We start from the raw sequence: 19,643 nt of genomic DNA on the forward strand, positions 1-19,643 counted from the left end.
GGTCCTTGGTAGGCGCCGCGCCAAGCCTTGATCCGTTTTTCCCGATGCCCACTTAACAGTCGTTCCGGCCATGATGCCGGATAACGGAAACCTTTAAGAGGAATAGATGGGCTACGCTCGCACCGCTTTGCTTTTGGCCGGAATGACGGCGCTGTTTCTCGGCGTCGGTTACATGCTTGGCGGCGAGGCGGGAATGATGATCGCGCTGGTCTTCGCGGCCGGCATGAATCTCTTCACCTACTGGAACGCCGACAAGATGGTGCTCGGCATGTATGGCGCACGCGAAATCCAGCGCGCCGACCTGCCGTGGCTCCACGATATGATTCAGCAACTGGCACGCCGGGCGGAACTGCCGATGCCGAAGGTCTATCTGATCGAACAGGATCAGCCGAACGCCTTCGCCACCGGACGGAACCCGGAAAATGCCGCCGTGGCCGCAACACGCGGCCTGCTGGAGCGGATGAGCCATGAAGAGGTCGCCGGGGTCATGGCGCATGAGCTGGCGCATGTGAAGAACCGCGATACTCTGATCATGACGATAACGGCAACCATCGCCGGTGCCATTTCCATGCTGGCCAATTTCGCACTGTTCTTCGGCAATAACCGAAACAACCCGCTTGGGCTGATAGGCACGCTGGCGATGATGTTTCTGGCGCCGTTGGCGGCAATGCTGGTGCAGATGGCGATCAGCCGTTCGCGTGAATACGAAGCTGACCGGCTCGGTGCCGAAATCTGTGGCCGTCCGCTCTGGCTTGCCTCGGCACTGGCCAAGCTGGAGAAGGGGGCGGCCACGATCGACAATCATGCGGCGGAGCGCAACCCGGCGACTGCGCATATGTTCATCATCAATCCGCTGCACGCGCATGCCGTGGACAGCCTGTTTTCCACCCATCCGAATACGCAGAACCGCATTGCCGCGTTACAGCGAATGGCCGGGGCGGGCAATACCAGTCGAGGGCCTTGGGACTAGTCTTCTTCTTCGTCGGATTGCTCCGTCACGTGGCCGGATAATTCGTCCAGAAGACGCATGACCTCCTTCGACGCCTCGCCGGCATCCCAGATCAACCGGATAGCCCCGTCCATGTCGCCGGACATGAAAGTCTCGGCGGCGGCGATCCCAGCACGATGGACCTCCTTGTGAGGCTCCATGAGGGCGGCCCAGGCGGGATTGCCGGTGAGCTCCGGGTCGGTCTGGGCGTCATACCATTTGCCCAGTCTGCAGCTATGGTGATCCGCCAGTTCCTGCGGATCGAGAAACGCGCGACCAGCAAGCATCTGGGCAAGCCGGCGCATCCAGATCATATGATCCGACTTCGCGGCATGGATCGTTGCGTTTGGAATTCCTTCCAGCACGTATGCCTCGATGCTGGTCGAGATGATCGGCGCGGTCCGCTCGAGAGATTCGATGGCTCCATCGATCAGCGAGACGTTTTCCGCACTCATCCGGGCAATAACGCCGACACCGCCCGCGATTTCCTCGGTCGCGGACTGTTGCTCGATCAGAATTCCGGAAATCTCCTCCATGCGGTCGGTCACGGAAGTGATGCCGCTGGCGAGACGATCCATTTCGGATCCTGCTGTTTCGATGGATTGCCGGCCGGTATCGACCGTTTCCGCGCCAGACTTCATGACGGTGACAATCGTATCCATCTCCGACCGGAGCTCGGTGATGCGTGAGCGGATATCGTCCGTGGCTTCGGCCGTCTGATTGGCGAGGGTCTTGACCTCGCCGGCGACGACAGCAAACCCCTTTCCGGCTTCTCCGGCCCGGGCGGCTTCGATCGTGGCGTTCAGGGCAAGCAGGTTGGTTTGTTTGGCGATCGCCTCAATGGTGGAGACGATCTCACCGATCCGGTTCGAGGCTTCGGCCAGCGCTCCAACCTTGTCCACGGCTGAATGCACAACCTCGAAAACGGCCCCCATGGCGGAAACCGCATTGGATGCAGCCTGTTTACCCGTATCGGAGACGGCGACGGCCTCATGTGCTTCCGCCGCGGCGGATTCGGAGGTCGCAGTGATACTGTTCACGGTGGCGGAAAGTTCTTCGACCGCGGAGGCGATAGACTGGGTCCGGGAGTCGACTTCCCGGACGGAGCGGGTCATCTCGGCAACCTGGCGCACGCTATCATTCGCGGTCACCGACATTTCGACCCACTGCTTGAGTTGGCCTTCGGCGTCTTGCGAATGGCTTTGGAACGAGGCGAGGACTTCAGCCGTTCGGTCGCCAAAATAGGGCTCAAGTAGATCTGCGTTACGGGCCAGCAGAGCGTCTATAAAGGAGTCCGGCAAGAGCACGATGTCGTCGAGCGCGATGTTTTCAGCCAAGACCTTGTCCTTCCGCATTTCTGAGTTCGGTACAAGAATCACCCGTTTTGGTTAAGAAATACCAAACGCATCCAAGCTTTATCTACCAGTGATGGTTCGATGACCGTGCAGCAGGTCCGTGTGCGAATGCATGGCCGCCCTGCTGCGAAAATACTGGCCAGAAAACGGGGGCTGGGGTAAGCGACGGTTATGGAAACAGAGCGAAAACAGGACGTCTCCGCAGCCCGGAGCGTCGCCTTCGATATTCTCCGCGCGGTGCTGACCAAGGGGACGCCGCTGGACGATGCGCTGGCCGTACATGACGGCCTCAACCTGCTGCCGCGCCGGGACCGGGGTTTCACCCGCACCATCGTCGGCATGACATTGCGCCGGCTCGGCCAGATCGATGCGTTGATCGAAACCCTGATAGAGAAACCCCTGCCGCGTCAGGCGACGGTTGTGCATGACGTTCTCCGGCTCGCCGTGGCCGAGCTGTTGTTCCTTGATGTCGCGCCGCATGCGGCAGTCGACAGCGCGGTGACGATGGTGGAAAGCCGGGGGCACCCGAAATTTAAGGGCCTGGTCAATGCTGTGCTGCGCCGGGTTTCCCGTGAAGGCACGGAGCGTCTGAAAGAGTTTCCGATCGAGATGAACTATCAGCCTTGGATGATAGAAAGCTGGCGGGCTTCCTTCGGCGCCGAGGTTGCGCATGCGATTGCCGAATATTCCCTGACCCAGCCGCCGCTCGATATTTCCGTCAGAAGCAATCCGGAAGGATGGGCGGAAAAGCTGGAAGCCACATTGCTGCCGACGGGTACGCTGCGCCGTGAATTCGACGGCGCGATCACCGGCCTGCCGGGGTTTGACGCAGGAGGCTGGTGGGTGCAGGACGCCGCCGCCGCGCTGCCGGCCAAGCTGCTTGGCGATGTCAAAGGCAAACGGGTCTTCGATCTCTGCGCCGCACCCGGCGGCAAGACGCTGCAGCTCGCGTCCATGGGGGCGAATGTGCTGGCGGTTGATCGTTCATCCAAGCGTCTGAAGCGGCTGGAACGCAATCTTGAGCGCATGGGGCTCCGCGCGGGCGTCGCCGTCGCCGATATCACCGGCTGGACAGCACCGGACACGCCCGAGGCCATCCTGCTCGACCCGCCCTGCACGGCGACCGGCACCATCCGTCGGCACCCGGATATCCTGCACGCCAAGGGCATCGGGGACCTCAACAAGCTGACGACACTGCAGGCGAAGCTGCTGGCCAAGGCGGCGGGGATGCTGCAGCCGGGTGGGCGTCTGGTCTATTGCACCTGTTCCCAGCAGTCGGAAGAGGGCGAGGCCCAAGTTGCTCGCGCACTGGCCGAATTGCCGTTGGAACGCGATCCGGTGACGGTGGAAGAACTGGGTGGGTTGGACAAGCTGCTGACCCCGGATGGCGATGTCCGCACTGGTCCGCATCTTTATCCGGAGTTGGGTGGCTTCGACGGATTCTTCATCGCGCGGTTTAAGCGGGTATAAGCTGTTTCAGTGCCCATACTTGTCCACCGTCAGGCAACCTGTTAGGTGAAAGCCATGCAGCAGAATACACGAATAGCACCTTCCATCCTGGCGGCGGATTTCGCCCAGCTGGGAGCGGAAATCGAAGCCATCGACAAGGCTGGCGCCGACTATATTCATGTCGACGTCATGGACGGCCATTTCGTTCCGAACATCTCCTTCGGTCCGGCCGTGACCAAGGCTGTGCGCGGCCGCACGGCGAAGACATTCGACGTGCATCTGATGATTTCGCCTGTCGATCCCTTCATCGAAGCCTTTGTTGATGCCGGTGCGGATATCATCACCGTGCATCCGGAGGCGGGCGCGCATACCCACCGCACGCTGCAGCTGATCAAATCCTTCGGCAAGAAGGCCGGGATCTCGCTCAACCCGGGCACGCCGGTCGAGGTCGTGGACAATCTTATCGACCTTTGCGACCTGATCCTGATCATGTCGGTGAATCCAGGCTTCGGCGGGCAGAAGTTCATCGACAGCCAATTGCGCAAGATCGAGGCGGTGCGGAAGAAGATCGACGCTACCGGCAGGACCATCGATCTTGAAGTCGATGGCGGGGTGACGATCGAGACCGCGCCGGGCTGTATCGCCGCCGGTGCCGACGTGCTGGTCGCCGGGACTGCAGTTTTCAAGGGCGGTCCGGATGCTTATGCCGCGAATATAGCGGCCATTCGCGGTGACAGTTGAGTTTCTGCTGAGCCTTTGGGGGCGGGCATGCGAACTTTAAAGGAACTCTATTTCGCCTCGCCGGTCTATCGCTGGCGCCTTGCTGCGAAGCCGTTGCTTGGCTTCAAGGACCGGCTCTCGGACGATCTGCCGGGCGATACGTCGATCGCGCGTGCGATCCTCGATGGGCGCGTGCCCTATGCGTTCGGCAGTTTCAAGCTCGAGAAAGATCCATGGAACGCAGAGCCGGGAGAGCCCGGCGCGCTGGAGCATTTGCACGGATTTTCCTGGCTGCGGGATCTTCGCGAACTTGGCGGTGAAGCTGCCCGGCTGCGGGCCCGCGATCTGGTGGATGGCTGGCTTGCCCGGCATGACGAATGGGATGCTCTGCTCTGGCGTCCTGACATTCTCGGCGCACGCCTGTCCTCCTGGATCGGCAATTACGACTTCTTCGGCGGCTCCGCCGATGATGAATTCCGCGCCGATTTCTTCCAGTCCATCGGCCGCCAATACAGGCATTTGGTCGGCGATATCGAGGCCTCGGCATCGGGTGCCCGGCGTTTGCTTGCGGCGAAAGGCATGTTCGCCGCGATGGCTGTGATTGGTGAAGGTCACGGCAAGATATCCCAGGCCCTGCAATGGCTGCATCGCGAGCTCGACCGGCAGGTCGCAGCAGATGGCGGGCATGTCTCCCGCTCACCTGCCATGCAGGTTTCCGTACTCGCTGATCTGGTCGAAATCAGGAAAGCGCTGCGTTTGGCGGAACATGCTGACGAGGCATTGGACGAGCGCATCTCCATGATGACGGCGATGCTGCGCTTGCTTCGGCATGGCGATGGCGGGCTGGCCCTTTTCAATCATGCGACCGAAGGAGATGTCTGGTTCATCGACAGTCTGATCGCGCAGGCCGAAACCAAGCGGAAGTCGCTGGCCTCCGCTCCGGACAGCGGTTTTGAACGCCTTGTTGCCGGGCGGACTTGTCTGATCATGGACACGGGCAAGCCTTCGCCTGCCGATCACACCGCCCATGCGGGAATGCTCTCCTTCGAGCTCAGTGTTGGCAAGCAGCGGATGATCGTGAATTGTGGCGCAAGCCCGATGGATCCGAAATGGGACGGTGCGCTCCGTGCCACGGCGGCGCATTCGACACTGGTTGTGGATGATCGCAACGCAGCCGATATCGAGTCGGACGGCGTTACCGGCGCCCGACCGGCGAATGTGCGGGCCGAACGCTCGGAAAATGACGGGGACTTGTTGATCGAGGCGGAGCATGACGGCTATCTGCCGACCCATGGCTTGAAACATTTCCGCCGCGTCTATCTGTCCCATGCGGGGAACGATCTCAGGGTTGAGGACCGGCTGGTCTATACTGGCGATCCCGGAGATCTGCCGAAGGAAGCCTGTATTAGGCTGCATCTGCATCCGAAAGTCCGTGCCTCCATCATCCAGGGCGGATCTGCGGCATTGATCAGGCTCGGCAGCGGCTCTGGTTGGCGTTTGCGCTGCGACCGGGGGCTGGCATTGAACGAGAGCGTCTATTTCGGGCGGGGCGGTCAGTTCCAGCGTTGCGAGCAACTGGTGATCCGTGAGCCGCTGGATGATATCCGGGCGACCGGGGAGGTCGCCATCCGTTGGGCCCTTCAGCGCGAAGACAGCAAGACGGCGGGCTGACAATCGGCTGGCCCTTATGGCCGCCGGAAAGCTATAAGAGCGCCCATGCAACTGCTTACAGCCTTTATCCTTTTCGCCGTCCTGTTCACTGCCTCGCTATTGGGAACACGCGCGCTGATCACTTTGTTGACGCGCCGCGCCGTGATTGATGTTCCGAACGAGCGCAGCAGCCACGTTGTGCCGAAGCCGCGCGGTGGCGGGATCGCCGTTGTCACGGTGATGCTTGTCGGCTGGATCGGCTGGTTGGCGCTGCAGGGAAACCTCGATGTCAAATCCCTGCTGCTTGCCGGACTGACAGCCGGCCTTGCCGTGCTGTCCTTCATCGACGACCTGAAAAGCCTGCCGGCCCGTCTCCGGTTGCTGGTGCAGGCGGCGGCCGTTGCTGCCGGGTTGCTGGTGACGGTCCCGGACACGGGGCTCAGCAATGGTCTGATACCGGTCTGGATCGAACTCCCGATCGCCGGGTTCGCCTGGCTCTGGTTCGTCAATCTGTTCAACTTCATGGACGGCATCGACGGCATTACCGGGATCGAGACGATCAGCATTGGTGGCGGTCTGCTCGGATTGTCCGTGCTTGGCGGGATTGGCGCCTTTATTCAGCTTCCGGCGCTGGCAATGGTTGCGGCGATTGCCGGTTTTCTGGTCTGGAACTGGCAACCCTCGAAGATATTTATCGGCGATGTCGCCTCCATCCCACTCGGCTTCTTCGCCGGATGGATGCTGCTTGAGACCGGCGCCGCTTCGGATGGGTCTTCAGGCTGGGCAGTGGTGTTGCTGCTGCCGGGCTATTATCTGTTCGATGCGACCTTCACGCTGGTCAAACGCGGGCTCCGGCGGGAAAATATCTTCGAGGCGCATCGTCAGCATTTTTATCAGCAGGCAACGCAGCGAGGCTTCAGTCATGCCGGTGCCTGTCTGGCCATTCTGGCGCTTAATATCATCCTGATTACCTTGGCCCTGTTCGTAGCACCGGCCTATCCGGTGTTCTCCGTGCTTGCAGGGCTGGTCGCGGTTATCTTGCTTTGCCTTCTCTTCCGCCGGGGCGGACGGAAGGTGGAGCAAGCGGTCTGAAACGGTGTGCGGCTCGGCAGGGGCAGACGCCCCGGCACAACTGGTTTATGGTCATTGGCGTTTCGGGCCCGTTGGGCGGGGAAGTTAAGAACGGTGACAATGTTCGGCTCTAGGCGCAGTTTCCTGACCTTCCTGCACGATGTCGGAATGGCGGCTCTATCCTTTCTGATTTCGCTGACCTTGCGGCTTGGCCAGGACATTCTGGTCTGGCCGCGTGAGGTGGTCGGGTTCGGACTGGTTGCCTTTACCGGCGTTGCTGCCGTTGTGTTCTTTTCCATGCGCCTCGACCGGACAGTCTGGCGCTACGCCTCGATGAGCGACCTCAGCCGGATCGTCCGGGCGGTGGTTGTCTGCATCGCGTTGTTTCTTGTCGTGCAGTTCCTCGCTACCCGGCTGGACGATTTCCCGCGTTCTTTCCTGATCATCGAGTTTTTCGTCCTGACGCTACTGCTGGCTGGGCCGCGCTTTGCCTACCGGCTGGTCAAGGATGGGGCTTTCTCCAGCCTGTTCGAGCGAAACGCTGCGGACCGGGTTCCGGTGTTGCTGATCGGGGCCGGGGACGGCTCGGATGCCTTTATTCGTGAAATGGGCCGCGAGAAGGATGCGCCCTACCGGGTTGTCGGGATTGTTGACGATCTTGGCGGTCGTGTCGGCCGTATGATCCGTGGTGTGCCGGTGCTGGGCACTCTGGACGAGCTGGATAAGGTCGTGGCCGACTTGCGCAAGCGGGATACAGCGCCGCAGCGCCTCGTCATCACCCGGCAGTCCATCGAGGGCGCCGTGATCCGCGATCTGCTGGATCGAGCGAACAATCTTGGCCTCGCCGTTGGCCGGATGCCGAAGATGGCGTCGCTGGAAGGCGCCGATGGATCGGTGGACACAGTGCGTTCTGTCAATGTGGAAGATCTGCTCGGCCGGCCGCAGAAGGTTCTGGACCGCAAAGGGGTTTCTGACCTGATTGGCGGCCGCAAGGTGATGATCACCGGGGCTGGCGGGACCATCGGTGGCGAGCTTTCGCGCCAGATCGCTGCACTCGGGCCATCAGAGCTTGCCCTGCTTGATGCCGGTGAATTCCAGCTTTATCAGATCGACCTCGAAATCTCCGAAAAGTTCCCTGACCTGCCGCGCAAGGCATTGCTCGCCGACGTCCGCGATGCCCAGTCAGTAGATGAACGGATTTCTGCCTTCGCGCCTGATATCGTCTTTCACGCAGCGGCGCTGAAACATGTGCCACTGGTCGAAGCCAATCCAACCGACGGGGTGATGACCAATGTCATTGGCACACGCAATGTGGCGGATGCCGTCGCACGGCACGGCGTGGGCGAGATGGTGCTGATCTCCACGGACAAGGCGGTGAACCCGACCAATGTCATGGGAGCCACCAAGCGGACGGCCGAGGCCTATTGCCAGGCGAAAGACCGGGAAGAGGCGCGCCGGGGCGGTCCGCGCTATGTCACCGTTCGGTTCGGCAATGTGCTCGGCTCTACCGGTTCGGTCATTCCGCTGTTCAAGCGTCAGCTGGCCCGGGGCGGTCCCCTGACCGTTACCCATCCGGACATGACCCGCTATTTCATGACCGTGCGCGAGGCAGTGGAGCTGGTTCTGCAGGCTGCCGCGATGGATGCGGGGACAAGCGCCGAGGCGCGGGAAAGTGGCGCCATCTGTGTCCTCGATATGGGTGAGCCGGTGAAGATCGCCGATCTTGCGGCACAGATGATCCGTTTGTCCGGCCTTACTCCCGGTATCGATATCGAGATCACCTATACGGGGCCGCGTCCAGGCGAGAAGCTTTTCGAGGAGCTGTTCCACGACGCCGAGGCCCTGATCGCAACCGAGATCGAAGGCATTCATCGCGCTTCTCCGCGCACAGCCGATCTTGCCGTTCTGTCCCGGGTGCTCGACGAGATCGAGGCGAGCGGGCGGCAGCGCAATGGCGAGCAGGTTCTTGGCTTGTTGGCCCGGCTTGTGCCCGAGTTCAGCGGGCAAACGGGTGCGGTTGTGGGGGAGCCGGAAGTTCATCCCCCGGAGGCGCATGCAGTCGAGCGTCCGGCCTAGAAGATTTGCTCAGACATTCGCCGTATCGGGTTCCGGCGTGGCCGTCAGATAGGATTTGTGCTGTTTTCTGAACTGGGTTGGTGTCAGGCCGGTTCCTGCTGCGAAGAAACGGCTGAAATAGGCCTGGTCCTCAAACCCAAGGCCGTAGGCGACTTCAGCGACGGACCTTGCCGTGTAGAGCAGGTCGCGCTGCGCCTCAAGCAGAGTTCTCTGTTTCAGTATCTCGAGAGGTGTGCGTCCGGAGCACGTTTGTGTTGCCCGGCGGAGGGTCCGTTCGGACGTTGCCAAACGTTCTGCATAATCCGTAATCGTAAGCTGGTTGCGGAAGCATTCTTCCACCAGTGTCCGGAACCGTTCGAATAAATTGTCCGGTACAGCGGCGGCATTCTTGGACTCTCTGGCGCTTTCGGTAAGGCGGATGAACAGGCCGAGGATGCGGAGCAAATCTGCCGCTACCAGAGCATTTTTTCCCGCTTTTTCCCGTCGGCTTTCGAGGATCACCCGTTCGCAGGCAAGACGTATCTCTTCAACCGTTCGCAAGTCTTCGGCAAGTGGCACAATCGCTGACGTTCGAATAGCGTCCCGCGCCGCTGCATCATCAGCATGTTTGACCAGTTCGGTCAGGTAGGCTTCCGCGATTGTCAGAACATAGCCTTCAGTGTCTGGCCGGAAGACGTAGCCATGAATCGCGTTCGGCGCGACGGCCGTTAAGGCGGGCGCGACGAGGCGTGCTGTCGAGCCTTCAAGCTGCATGTCGGCAGCGCCCGCGGTGAGAAGCAGGAATTGGAAGAGCTCCGGATGCCGGTGTGGCCGGATTGTCCAATCATTTTCCCGGCTGCGCATTGGAATCGTTTCGATATGCAGGAATCGCGGTTCTACAATTCCATCGCCGTCGAGATAAAGATTGAAGGAGGGGATGGAATTCATACTAAAATTGCCGGTTTCCGGTGCTCAAAAAATCAGCGCGCTCGCTTCTAATAAAGATCGGTTTGGCCGGAAAATGCAATTCTTTGTCCTGAACCTCTCTTAGCGGCTTTCGGATTCCGGGATAAAACTTAAGATATTCAGGAGGATCCAGAGAATGAAAACACAGGTCGCTATCATCGGAGCCGGTCCCGCCGGCCTTCTTCTGGCTCAACTTTTGCGTCAAAGCGCCATCGATTGTGTGATTCTTGAGGCCCGCTCGGAAGAGTATGTGCTGAGCCGGATCCGAGCAGGCGTCCTTGAGCACCCGACGGTTGAGCTGTTGCACTCGATCGGCGCCGGAGACCGTCTCGCACGCGAGGGCCTGCCTCATGAAGGGGTGGATATTGTGTTCCGCGGTGAGAAGCGCCGGATTGATTTTCCCTCACTCACCGATGGCAAGACAGTGACGGTCTACGGCCAGCAGGAGGTGGTGAAAGACCTGATCGCGCTGAAGAAGGATTTCGACGGGCAGATCCTGTTCGAGGCCGAGAATGTCCAGCTGCACGATATCGAGAGCGACAGTCCGTCGGTGCGCTTCACCCGGCACGGTGAGGATGTTGTGCTGACTTGCGATTTCATCGCCGGGTGCGACGGCTTTCACGGTGTCTCCCGTCAGACCATTCCGCAGGACCGCCTGAAATTGTTCGAAAAAGTCTATCCTTTTGCCTGGCTCGGTCTTCTGGCCGAGGCGGCTCCGGCCCAGGATGAGCTGATCTATTCCTACCACCAGAACGGTTTTGCCCTGTTTAGCATGCGCTCGCCGGAAGTGACGCGGCTCTATCTGCAGTGCCATCCGGAAGAGAACCTTGATGAATGGCCGGATGAGCGTGTCTGGAGCGAGCTTCACATACGGCTGGAATCCGGAGACGGCTTCCGCCTGAACGAAGGCAAGATCCTGCGCAAGGATGTAACCCCTATGCGGAGTTTCGTCTGCGAGACCATGCGTCATGGCCGCCTGTTCCTGGCCGGTGATTCCGCGCATATCGTGCCGCCGACCGGCGCCAAGGGGCTCAACCTTGCGGCTGGTGACGTCAAGGTGCTGAACGATGCGCTCGTGGCCTTCTTCAAGAGCGGTTCAACTGATTTGCTGGATGCGTATGAGGCAACTGCGCTGAAACGTGTCTGGGCTGCAGAGCGGTTCTCCTGGTTCATGACCCGCCTGCTGCACAAGTTCCCTGACGGAGAGCCGTTCGATGAGGCAATCCAGATTGCCGACCTCGACTATTTCACGAGCTCGGAAGCGGGCCGGAAGACCATCGCGGAGAATTATGTCGGCCTTCCGTTCGGTTGAACGAAATCGGCGATAAAGGATGATGTCGCCAGTTGGCGCCAAGCCTTGAACGCGCTATGACCGATGCATGAGCCACGATATTAACGCTTTGATTAAGCAGGTGGAGGCGGGCGACATTGACGCCGCCGAGCCGGGTCTTGTTGCCATTGTTGCGGAAAACCCGCGCCAGCCGGCAGCGCAGTTCTATCTCGGCATTATTCGCCTGAAGCAGGGACGAAACGAGGAGGCCGAAGGAGCTTATGCCGCTGCTGCCCGAGGGCTTCCGGGGGTGGCTGCCGTGCATTCGAATTTGGCTCTTGCGGCCCATCGGGCGGGCAGCAAGGAGGTTGCCCGGCTTGCATCGGTCAAGGCCCAGGTTCTGGCGCCGGAAGGCATCGGCCCCTATACGCTGCAAAGCGAAGCTGCTACTGCCGAAGGCGATACGGCTGGCGCCCTGTTGGCGGCGGGACGCGCCTTTGCCATCGCTCCGGATCAGCAGAGCGGCCTGCTGCTGGGGGCTGCACAGGGCGCGGGCGACGCGGTTCTTGTCGAGCGGGCAACCGATCGCTTGCTCAATGCGGATTCTTCGGATCTCGGGGCCAGTATGCATCGCGCATTTCTGCTGCAGCAGAATGGCCGAAACATCGAGGCTGAGGCGCTCTACCGGATTTTGCTGAAGCGGGAGCCGAACAATCCCGACATCTGGTTCAATCTCGGAGTCACGCTTATCGATGAGGGCAGGTTCGAGGCTGCTGCAGAGCCTTATGCCCGGCGCGCGCGGCTTGTTCACGGTCGTCCGCTAGAGGATGCTCCCGAATACGCTGAAATGCCCTTGATGCCGGTACAACCGGTAGACCGGACCTGTGCCCGCCATCGTCTGAAGCATGATGCCGAGCAATACCGCTATTTGTCCGAACGTGACGTTCTGCCGGACAATTTCAAATCGGAATGGGAAGCCTATCAAGCTCTTCTGGACGGATTGAGCGAGGAGCAGCGCGGGGCAATTTCCTTCAATCTCGATGATGCCGAATATGGTCGGATTGAGCGATCCTACAATCGTCTCGTCTATATTGCCGCGTCGGGCTGGGGGGATACCAATCCTCTCAACACCGACCTGGACTGGAACAAGATTGAGGAAAGCTATCTGGATGGCGATCCACGTGCGATTGCCATCGATGCCTTGCTGAGTGAAGACGCTCTCGCCCGGCTGCGTCGGTTCTGTTTCGAATCGACGATCTGGCATCAGCTGAAAGGCGCTGGTTATCTCGGTGCCTACTACCGCTCCGGCTTCAACGATCCATTGTTGTTCGCCATCGGGCGCGGCTTGCGCGAACGATTGCCGCGCATTCTTGGTCCACACAATCTGAAAATGATGTGGGCCTACAAATACGATCAGCACATGGCCGGCATCAATCCACACGCCGATTTTGCCGCCGTGAACGTCAATTTCTGGATTAATCACGCAGAGTCCAATCTGGAACCCGAAACCGGTGGTCTGCTGGTGTTCCGGAAACCAGCCCCGCAAGATTGGACTTTCGAGCGCTATAATGCTGCACCGGCGGAAGAGATTTACGACTTCCTCGGCGATGAGAGGGATAACCCGGTTCGGGTGCCTAACCGTGAGAATCGGGCCTTGCTGTTCGACTCGCGGCTGTTCCACGAAACAGACCGTTTCAAGTTCAAGGACGGCTATATCCATCGGCGGATCAATATCACCATGTTGTTCGGGCATGGTGGAGGCTGACACGCGGCACGCGGCGCATTTTCGCCAGAAGGCCGCTGAGGCTGCCGTCGCGGGTCAATCGACGGCCAGCCTGATAGCGGCGCGACGGGCATTGCTGCTGGCGCCTTTCGACCCGGCGAGTTGCTACTATCTCAGCCTTTCCTCAAGAACCATTGGCGCTTCATCGGATTCCGGCCGCTTTGCGCATTGGGCGGCAGCGGCACTTCCGGGACGATGCGTCGTTCCATTGCACCGCGAGCTTTTCACGCTGGCCGGGCTCTCGGAGGACAATATCTCCATGCTCCGGCGCGCGGCGCTTATGGCACCGGAAAACGGCGACGGTCACTACAATCTCGGCAACGCGGATGACAGGGCCAACCAGCCGGAGGACGCGCTCGGGAACTTCAGACGAGCGCAGATCGCACGTCCGCTGCACACCGGAACACTAGGTAATATAGCGCGCCTCAAAGCGTTGATTATGGGTGGCGAGGATGCCGAAGAGGCGGTTCGTAGAGCTCTGAGTGCGACGCCCGCCGATTTTTTATCTCTGCGCAATTGCGGTCTCTGGCGTCGGCGAAAAAACGACCCTCGTGGGGCAGTCGGGTGGTTCCGGCGCGCGGTCGCGGTCAATCCGCAGAGCAGAGAAGCGCAAGGCGAACTGGGGCGCGCTCTGATGATTGTTGGCGCTTTTCAGGAAGGTTGGCGCCGTCTCGAGTATTTCAGGCTACCCGCATGGCTGCCGCCGATTGAGGGACTCCCGAAATGGGAGGGCCGCCCGCTGGCCAGTGGGTCTTTGCTGCTCTGGAGCATGGATCAGATTGGTGACGAGTTGCAGTTCTCGATTTTCCTGCAGCGGGCGGTGGAGGCCGCGGACCGGGTTACGCTCCTTGTTGACCCTAGGAACCGCGCGCTTTTTCGAGAACTGTATCCTGAAGTCAGGGTGATCGATTCAATCGATGAAGTCCTGACCGGTGGCGCGGAGTGGCGGGCAACAGCCTGCTACCCGTTCGATTTCGTTGGGCGTTTTTTTGCGCGCGGGCCGGCGGACTTGAGCGAACGTGGCAGGGAACGGGTTCTTCAGAGGCCGCGCCGGAACAGTCATCAGCTGCGCATTGGCATTTCCTGGTGGTCTGGTGCTCCAATTATCGGTGGCCTCAAATCCACGGCTCTTGAGGACTGGGCGAGACTTCTGAAGACTCCGGGATGCTGCTTCGTTTCGCTGCAATATGGTGAAGGCGCGCGGGATTGGAAGATGTTCCAGGAGATCGAATCCATACCGGGCTTCGATCCCTACAGTCCGACGCTAGATTTTGCGGAACGAGTTGCTGAACTCGATCTGGTGATTACGGTCGGCAATACGACGGCCCATATTGCCGCCCGGACCACGACACCAGTCTGGGTTCTGCTCGCTTCCGGACTTGGCCCGAGCTGGATCTGGCTGCGGAAGGGTAGTCGGACACCGGCATATCCCAATGCCCGCCTGTTCAGGCAACCGGTGCCTGGCGACTGGAAACCCGTTTTCCGGCAGGTTCAGTCTGAACTGTCCGCTTGGGTGCAATCCCGCGAATGAAAAGTAGGTGGCCTTGAGCAGGCTCACAAAGGCTTAGGTGCGATGTTCAGCGTCGGGCAGAGTGACAGGATTAACTGAGGCAGACATGGCGATGCAAATGAGAAAGACTTGGCTGCACGAGGTCATCGTAGGGCTGTTGGAGCAGATGCGCTGGTCCTATCTGCCGCCCCTGATGGTCTACCTCGCCTATGGCATCTCCGGCCTGACGTCGATCGTTGGCACCTTCTTCGTGAAGGAATATCTCGACCTTTCTGCGGCATTCCTTGCTGCCCTCGGGTTCTGGGCTGGTATTCCCTGGGCATTGAAAATGCCGGTCGGGCACCTGGTCGACATCATCTGGAAATGGAAGTCGGTTCTCGTCTATCTCGGCGCAGTGCTGGTCTCGGCCAGTTTGCTGATCATGTACGGGCTTATCGCGCATACCACAGCCATGGCTGCCGTCATGCCGACGACAGCCTGGTTCGTGCTGAGTGCGCTGCTGTCACCGACGGGATACATCCTGCAGGATGCGGTTGCCGACGCCATGACCGTGGAAGCGGTTCCAGCCCTGGACGAACATGGGGAGCCGTTCGCGGAAGATGACGTCAAGGCCATGCACACCACCATGCAGATGCTTGGACGGTTTGCGCTGATCGGGGGGATCGCGCTGGTGGCGGTGGTCAACATCACGATGTTCGACGGTGTGGAAGCCATGAGCGAGGCGGAGAAAGTCGGGATCTACGCCGATATCTATCTGCTCGCGCTCGGCGTGCCGGTGATTTCCGTTGTGGGTGTCATTCTCGGCGGTGTCATGCTGCGCCGACGGGCGCGTCAGCTGATCGCGACCGGCCTGCCGCCGTCCGAAGTCGATTCAATGCTGTTCCGGCCTGACGGAGAAGCGGATCCGAATTGGTGGATCCTCGGCGGAAGTCTGGCTTTTGCCGGATTCACCATCAGCGTCGGTCTGAGCGGTTTCGGGTATTCGGAGGAGGTCGTCTTCGCCGGATCGATGTCAATCGTCTGCTTCCTGATTTCCCGGCTGTTGCCCGAGCTTGAGCCGGCCCAGCGGCTCGCGCTTATCGGGACCGCGATTATCGTCTTCGTGTTCCGCGCGATACCCTCGCCGGGCGCCGGATCGGCCTGGTTCAATATCGACGAGCTCGGCTTCGATCAGCAGTTTTTCTCGATTCTGACACTGATCAGCGCCGGTCTTGCAATGGCCGGGATGGTGATCCTGCGACCGCTTATGGCAACGCGGTCGATCGCCTATATCGTTGTATTGCTGTCGGTGTTTGCCGGTGTTCTCTCATTGCCGGATATCGCGCTCTATTACGGCATCCACGAATGGACCGCACCGCTGACCGGCGGGGTGGTGGATGCCCGGTTCATCGCCCTGATCGATACGGCGATTGAATCGCCGCTCGGTCAGGTTTCATTGATCCCCGTGCTGGCCTGGATTGCCAGGACTGCCCCGGTGCATTTGAAGGCGACCTTCTTCGCAATCATGGCCTCCTTCATCAATTTGGGGCTGTCTGCCGGTGCCCTGGGTACGAAATACCTGAACCAGACATTTCTGGTCACACGCGAGGTGCGGGACAGGGCAACCGGAGAAATTCAGGTTCCAGCCGATTATAGCGAGCTCGGGATGCTGCTGATCACCGTTGCGGTGCTGACCCTGGCGCTTCCCTTGATTGTTGTTGCCGTAATCCAGCCCACGCGCTTCCGGACAACCTAGCAATCGGCAATCAGCGGAGCAGTATCGCGCTGCTCTCGCCCGCTTTCTCTTCCCAGCCGACCTGTTCCAGTTTTGGCCGTTCCGACTCTTCCGCCGGATAGCCGACACAGAGATAGGCGGTGAGGGACCAGTCCTCCGGTACGTCCAGCGCCTCGGTTACGCGGACCGGATCGAGGATCGACAGCCATCCCGCGCCGATACCCTCCGCGCGCGCTGCCAGCCAGAAGGTGTGGATGGCATTCACGGTCGAGTAATCAAGCATTTCCGGCATGGTCTGCCGGCCGAGACCATGACCGCGTGGGGTTCCATGGTCGGTGAAGATGGCGATCTGCTCCGGCGCCTGATCCAGCCCGGCAAGTTTCAGGCGGGCATAGAGCTGCTTTCGCTCGCCGTCATAGCCTTCAAGCGCTTCTCTGTTCGCGTCCTCGAAAGCGGTCCGGATGATCTTCCTGCGTTCGGGATCGGAGACGGTGACAAAGCGCCAGGGCTGGCTGTAGCCGACAGAGGGGGCGAGCGAAGCGATCTCCGCCAGCCGCTGTAATGCACCTTCAGGCAAGGGATCTGGACGGAAGGCCCGGACATCCCGGCGCCAACGCAGCAATTGCTCGAACTGCGCCCGAAAGGCGGCGTCGAATTCCGGAACTCGGCCCTCGCCGGTCATCGTCCGTACTGATCGTCGAAGCGTTCGATATCGTCTTCGCCGAGATAAGAGCCGGATTGAACCTCGACGATGATCAGCGGCTCGTCCGTCGGGTTCTCCAAACGATGGATCCAGCCGAGCGGAATGTCGATGGACTGGTCCGCATCGAGATGAACCACATCCAGTAGCTCCATCGTCGGCCCCCGCGTGACCCGGGCCTTGCCTTTGATTACCGTCCAGTGCTCGGCACGGTGTTTGTGGCTCTGCAGGGAGAGACGGCCGCCCGGTGTCACGGTGATCCGCTTCACCTGGTACCCGTCACCGCTGTCGATGTTCCGGTAGTTACCCCATGGCCTGTGCGTTGTCGCATGGCTGATTGCCTCCGGGCGTCCCGCTTCCTTCAGCGCCTCGACCGCCAGCTTGACGTCCTGGTCCGCCTCCATCGACGCAACCAGAATGGCATCGGAGGATTCGACCACTATCAGGTCCTCACCACCGATCACGGTGACCAGCCGGGTTTCGGCTCGAACCAGTGTATTCCTCGTATTGTGAAGCCAGACATCGCCTTGCACGGCATTACCGTCCGTGTCCTTGTCCTGCACGGCCCAGAGGGCACTCCAGGAACCGACATCGGACCAACCTGCGTCGAGAGGGACAACCGCGCCGAGGTCGGTTTTTTCCATCACCGCATAATCGAGTGAGATAGAAGGCGCCTTGGCAAAGGCGTCTGCGTCGAGCCGGCGGAAGTCCAGATCGGAGAGCCCCTTGTCCAGCGCTGCTTTGGCTGCTTTGAGGATATCCGGCGCCAGGCGTTTCAATTCGATCAGGAAATCGGTGGCGCGGAACAGAAAGGTGCCGCTGTTCCAGTAATAATCTCCGGAAGCGAGATAGGTTTCCGCAGTCCCACGATCCGGTTTTTCGACAAAGCCCTGAATGGCGTAACAGCCGTCCATACCGTCCAGCGTGCCGTCGCGCCGGATATAGCCATAGCCGGTTTCAGGCCGGTCAGGCGTGATGCCGAAGGTGACCATCTGTCCGGCGCGGGCTGCAACAGCGCCGGTTTCGACGGCCGCTCGGAATGCTTCCGGCCGCTCAACCCGGTGATCGGAGGCGAGCAGCAGCACCAGTCCCTCGGGATCGATGCTCTGCACATGCAGGGCGGCGATCGCGGCGGCAGGTGCGGAATTCCGGCCCTCTGGCTCCAGCATGATCGCGGAGGGCTTGATACCGGCGCTCTGCAGTTGCTCCGCCACGGCGAAGCGGTGCTCGGCATTGCAGATCACGGAGGTCGCGCCGAAGCCCGTGCCTTCCGGAAAGCGAAGCGCGGTTTCCTGCAGCATTGTCTTGTCGGACAGCATTGGCAGCAGTTGCTTCGGATAGAGTGCGCGCGAGACAGGCCAGAGCCGCGTGCCGGAGCCGCCGGAAAGAATGACTGGATAAATCATGTGCAAACTTCGCAATTTCTATATCTAGAAAGGCTTACTAACATACAGCACCGGACGGAAGCAGATCATGATCGTCGTGTTCGGGTCCATAAACGCCGACCTGTTCTTTTCCTTTGCTAAATTACCCCGGCGCGGGGAGACCGTGCTGACCGACAGTTTTACTTTCTGCCCTGGCGGAAAGGGCGCGAATCAGGCCGCCGCCGCTGCCCGGGACGGTGCCGCTGTCCGCTTTGTCGGTGCTGTCGGGCAGGATGCGAACGCGGCGCCCTGTCTGGACGCGCTTGCTGATGCCGGTGTGAACATTTCCGGCATTCATGCAGTGGAAGGTGTAACCGGCACGGCAATCATATCGGTCGAGGAGAGCGGGGAGAACCAGATCCTGGTTGCCAGCGGCGCCAATATGAAGGCATCGGCGGATTGGCTGTCGGACGATCTGTTGGCCAAAGGAGCAACTCTGCTTCTGCAAATGGAATTGCCTCAGGCTGATACCGAAGCAGCGATCCAGCGTGCCCGGACGCGGGGGTGCCGGGTGATTCTGAACGATGCCCCGCTTGGTCCGCTCTCCCCGGCGGCCATCGCCGATGTCGACATTCTGATCGCGAACGAGGAGGAGGCTATGGGCCTGCTCGGGGCCAGCGCCGGGCTTGAAAATGTGGATCTCGCTCGCGGCCTCGCCGGGCTCTGTCGGGGCACTGGAATTATGACCATTGGGGCGCAAGGCGTTGTCGTCGCGTCGGAAGGACACTGTTTCCATGTGCCGGCGCTGCCCATTCAGCCGGTCGACACTGTGGGCGCGGGCGATACGTTCTGCGGCGTTCTGGCTGCTGCACTGGATCGGGGGGTGAGCTTGCTGGACGCGGCGCGGCGCGCGGCGGCTGCGAGCGGTGTCATCTGTACCTTGCCAGGAGCCCAGTCTCCGGAGTTGAATGAGGCACGGATCAACGCGGCCCTGGCCGACCTGCCTTCCGTATTACACGTTTAAAGACGACAACAAACGCAGCGAACA

At 60.5% G+C, this 19,643-nt stretch carries 15 protein-coding genes; 11 read left to right on the plus strand and 4 right to left on the minus strand.

The features are described from left to right. Positions 1-106: 106 nt before the first annotated feature. Positions 107-970, plus strand: coding sequence for a zinc metalloprotease HtpX (htpX, locus tag K328_RS0101180; protein WP_028464401.1), 864 nt, complete (start codon positions 107-109; stop codon positions 968-970). Here htpX and K328_RS22015 read toward each other — a convergent pair. Beyond that, positions 967-2,325, minus strand: a complete 1,359-nt coding sequence (locus K328_RS22015; protein WP_169721155.1) for a methyl-accepting chemotaxis protein — start codon at positions 2,323-2,325, stop codon at positions 967-969. The two genes, htpX and K328_RS22015, sit on opposite strands and share 4 nt — an antisense overlap. 189 nt (positions 2,326-2,514) lie before the next feature. Between K328_RS22015 and K328_RS0101190 the strand changes: the two genes are divergently transcribed. The 5 genes from K328_RS0101190 (at position 2,515) to K328_RS22025 (ending at position 9,309) form a co-directional block, all read left to right on the plus strand. Then, complete coding sequence (locus K328_RS0101190) at positions 2,515-3,813, plus strand: RsmB/NOP family class I SAM-dependent RNA methyltransferase (RefSeq protein ID WP_028464402.1); 1,299 nt, start codon at positions 2,515-2,517, stop codon at positions 3,811-3,813. Between the two features lie 54 nt (positions 3,814-3,867). Next, positions 3,868-4,533 (plus strand): ribulose-phosphate 3-epimerase, encoded by a 666-nt coding sequence (gene rpe, locus K328_RS0101195; protein WP_028464403.1) that lies wholly within the window; start codon positions 3,868-3,870, stop codon positions 4,531-4,533. Positions 4,534-4,560: 27 nt separating this feature from the next. Next, on the plus strand, positions 4,561-6,183 hold the full coding sequence (locus K328_RS22020) for a heparinase II/III family protein (protein ID WP_051284269.1): 1,623 nt from the start codon (positions 4,561-4,563) through the stop codon (positions 6,181-6,183). Positions 6,184-6,228: 45 nt separating this feature from the next. Then, a complete protein-coding gene (locus tag K328_RS0101205; protein ID WP_028464404.1) occupies positions 6,229-7,254 on the plus strand; it encodes an MraY family glycosyltransferase in 1,026 nt (341 codons plus the stop codon). Positions 7,255-7,353: 99 nt separating this feature from the next. After that, positions 7,354-9,309: a polysaccharide biosynthesis protein gene (locus tag K328_RS22025; protein WP_036553003.1), complete on the plus strand. Its 1,956-nt coding sequence runs from the start codon at positions 7,354-7,356 to the stop codon at positions 9,307-9,309. Between the two features lie 9 nt (positions 9,310-9,318). Here the strand turns inward: K328_RS22025 and K328_RS0101215 are convergent, their stop codons facing one another. Beyond that, entirely contained in the window at positions 9,319-10,236 is a 918-nt protein-coding gene (locus tag K328_RS0101215) for a helix-turn-helix domain-containing protein (RefSeq protein WP_028464405.1), read from the minus strand. A gap of 154 nt (positions 10,237-10,390) precedes the next feature. On the opposite strand from K328_RS0101215, the gene pobA reads away from it, so the two are divergent. The 4 genes from pobA to K328_RS0101235 all read left to right on the plus strand — a co-directional run bounded on the left by pobA (position 10,391) and on the right by K328_RS0101235 (position 16,552). Next, the gene (gene pobA / locus K328_RS22030) at positions 10,391-11,566 is read left to right on the plus strand and encodes a 4-hydroxybenzoate 3-monooxygenase (protein ID WP_036553013.1); all 1,176 of its coding nucleotides are present in this window, start codon (positions 10,391-10,393) and stop codon (positions 11,564-11,566) included. Between the two features lie 67 nt (positions 11,567-11,633). Further along, positions 11,634-13,289 carry a tetratricopeptide repeat protein gene (locus tag K328_RS0101225; RefSeq protein ID WP_028464406.1) on the plus strand — a complete coding sequence of 552 codons (1,656 nt, stop codon included), beginning with the start codon at positions 11,634-11,636 and terminating at the stop codon, positions 13,287-13,289. Further along, positions 13,276-14,838, plus strand: a complete 1,563-nt coding sequence (locus K328_RS0101230) for a tetratricopeptide repeat-containing glycosyltransferase family protein (protein ID WP_028464407.1) — start codon at positions 13,276-13,278, stop codon at positions 14,836-14,838. Before K328_RS0101225 ends, K328_RS0101230 begins: the two co-directional genes overlap by 14 nt. A gap of 97 nt (positions 14,839-14,935) precedes the next feature. Beyond that, positions 14,936-16,552 carry an MFS transporter gene (locus tag K328_RS0101235; protein ID WP_084608202.1) on the plus strand — a complete coding sequence of 539 codons (1,617 nt, stop codon included), beginning with the start codon at positions 14,936-14,938 and terminating at the stop codon, positions 16,550-16,552. 10 nt (positions 16,553-16,562) lie between these two features. On the opposite strand, the gene bluB is transcribed toward K328_RS0101235, so the two are convergent. Together bluB and K328_RS0101245 are read right to left on the minus strand one after the other, a co-directional pair. Next, positions 16,563-17,213: a 5,6-dimethylbenzimidazole synthase gene (gene bluB / locus K328_RS0101240; RefSeq protein ID WP_028464409.1), complete on the minus strand. Its 651-nt coding sequence runs from the start codon at positions 17,211-17,213 to the stop codon at positions 16,563-16,565. After that, a complete protein-coding gene (locus tag K328_RS0101245; protein WP_028464410.1) occupies positions 17,210-18,637 on the minus strand; it encodes a mannose-1-phosphate guanylyltransferase/mannose-6-phosphate isomerase in 1,428 nt (475 codons plus the stop codon). Before K328_RS0101245 ends, bluB begins: the two co-directional genes overlap by 4 nt. Before the next feature lie 67 nt (positions 18,638-18,704). Between K328_RS0101245 and K328_RS22035 the strand changes: the two genes are divergently transcribed. Then, positions 18,705-19,619 (plus strand): ribokinase, encoded by a 915-nt coding sequence (locus K328_RS22035; RefSeq protein WP_036553015.1) that lies wholly within the window; start codon positions 18,705-18,707, stop codon positions 19,617-19,619. Positions 19,620-19,643: the final 24 nt, after the last annotated feature.

The sequence above is a fragment of the Nisaea denitrificans DSM 18348 genome (assembly GCF_000426505.1).
In the GTDB taxonomy this organism is placed as follows: Bacteria; Pseudomonadota; Alphaproteobacteria; order Thalassobaculales; family Thalassobaculaceae; genus Nisaea; species Nisaea denitrificans.

What these genes read in the sequence shown, in the direction of transcription:
- bluB (WP_028464409.1), bottom strand. Translation starts at nt 17,213, where the DNA reads ATGACCGGCGAGGGCCGAGTTCCGGAATTCGACGCCGCCTTTCGGGCG.
- rpe (WP_028464403.1), top strand. Translation starts at nt 3,868, where the DNA reads ATGCAGCAGAATACACGAATAGCACCTTCCATCCTGGCGGCGGATTTC.
- K328_RS0101230 (WP_028464407.1), top strand. Translation starts at nt 13,276, where the DNA reads ATGGTGGAGGCTGACACGCGGCACGCGGCGCATTTTCGCCAGAAGGCC.
- K328_RS0101215 (WP_028464405.1), bottom strand. Translation starts at nt 10,236, where the DNA reads ATGAATTCCATCCCCTCCTTCAATCTTTATCTCGACGGCGATGGAATT.
- htpX (WP_028464401.1), top strand. Translation starts at nt 107, where the DNA reads ATGGGCTACGCTCGCACCGCTTTGCTTTTGGCCGGAATGACGGCGCTG.
- K328_RS0101225 (WP_028464406.1), top strand. Translation starts at nt 11,634, where the DNA reads ATGAGCCACGATATTAACGCTTTGATTAAGCAGGTGGAGGCGGGCGAC.
- K328_RS22035 (WP_036553015.1), top strand. Translation starts at nt 18,705, where the DNA reads ATGATCGTCGTGTTCGGGTCCATAAACGCCGACCTGTTCTTTTCCTTT.
- K328_RS0101190 (WP_028464402.1), top strand. Translation starts at nt 2,515, where the DNA reads ATGGAAACAGAGCGAAAACAGGACGTCTCCGCAGCCCGGAGCGTCGCC.
- K328_RS0101235 (WP_084608202.1), top strand. Translation starts at nt 14,936, where the DNA reads ATGAGAAAGACTTGGCTGCACGAGGTCATCGTAGGGCTGTTGGAGCAG.
- K328_RS22025 (WP_036553003.1), top strand. Translation starts at nt 7,354, where the DNA reads ATGTTCGGCTCTAGGCGCAGTTTCCTGACCTTCCTGCACGATGTCGGA.
- pobA (WP_036553013.1), top strand. Translation starts at nt 10,391, where the DNA reads ATGAAAACACAGGTCGCTATCATCGGAGCCGGTCCCGCCGGCCTTCTT.
- K328_RS0101205 (WP_028464404.1), top strand. Translation starts at nt 6,229, where the DNA reads ATGCAACTGCTTACAGCCTTTATCCTTTTCGCCGTCCTGTTCACTGCC.
- K328_RS0101245 (WP_028464410.1), bottom strand. Translation starts at nt 18,637, where the DNA reads ATGATTTATCCAGTCATTCTTTCCGGCGGCTCCGGCACGCGGCTCTGG.
- K328_RS22020 (WP_051284269.1), top strand. Translation starts at nt 4,561, where the DNA reads ATGCGAACTTTAAAGGAACTCTATTTCGCCTCGCCGGTCTATCGCTGG.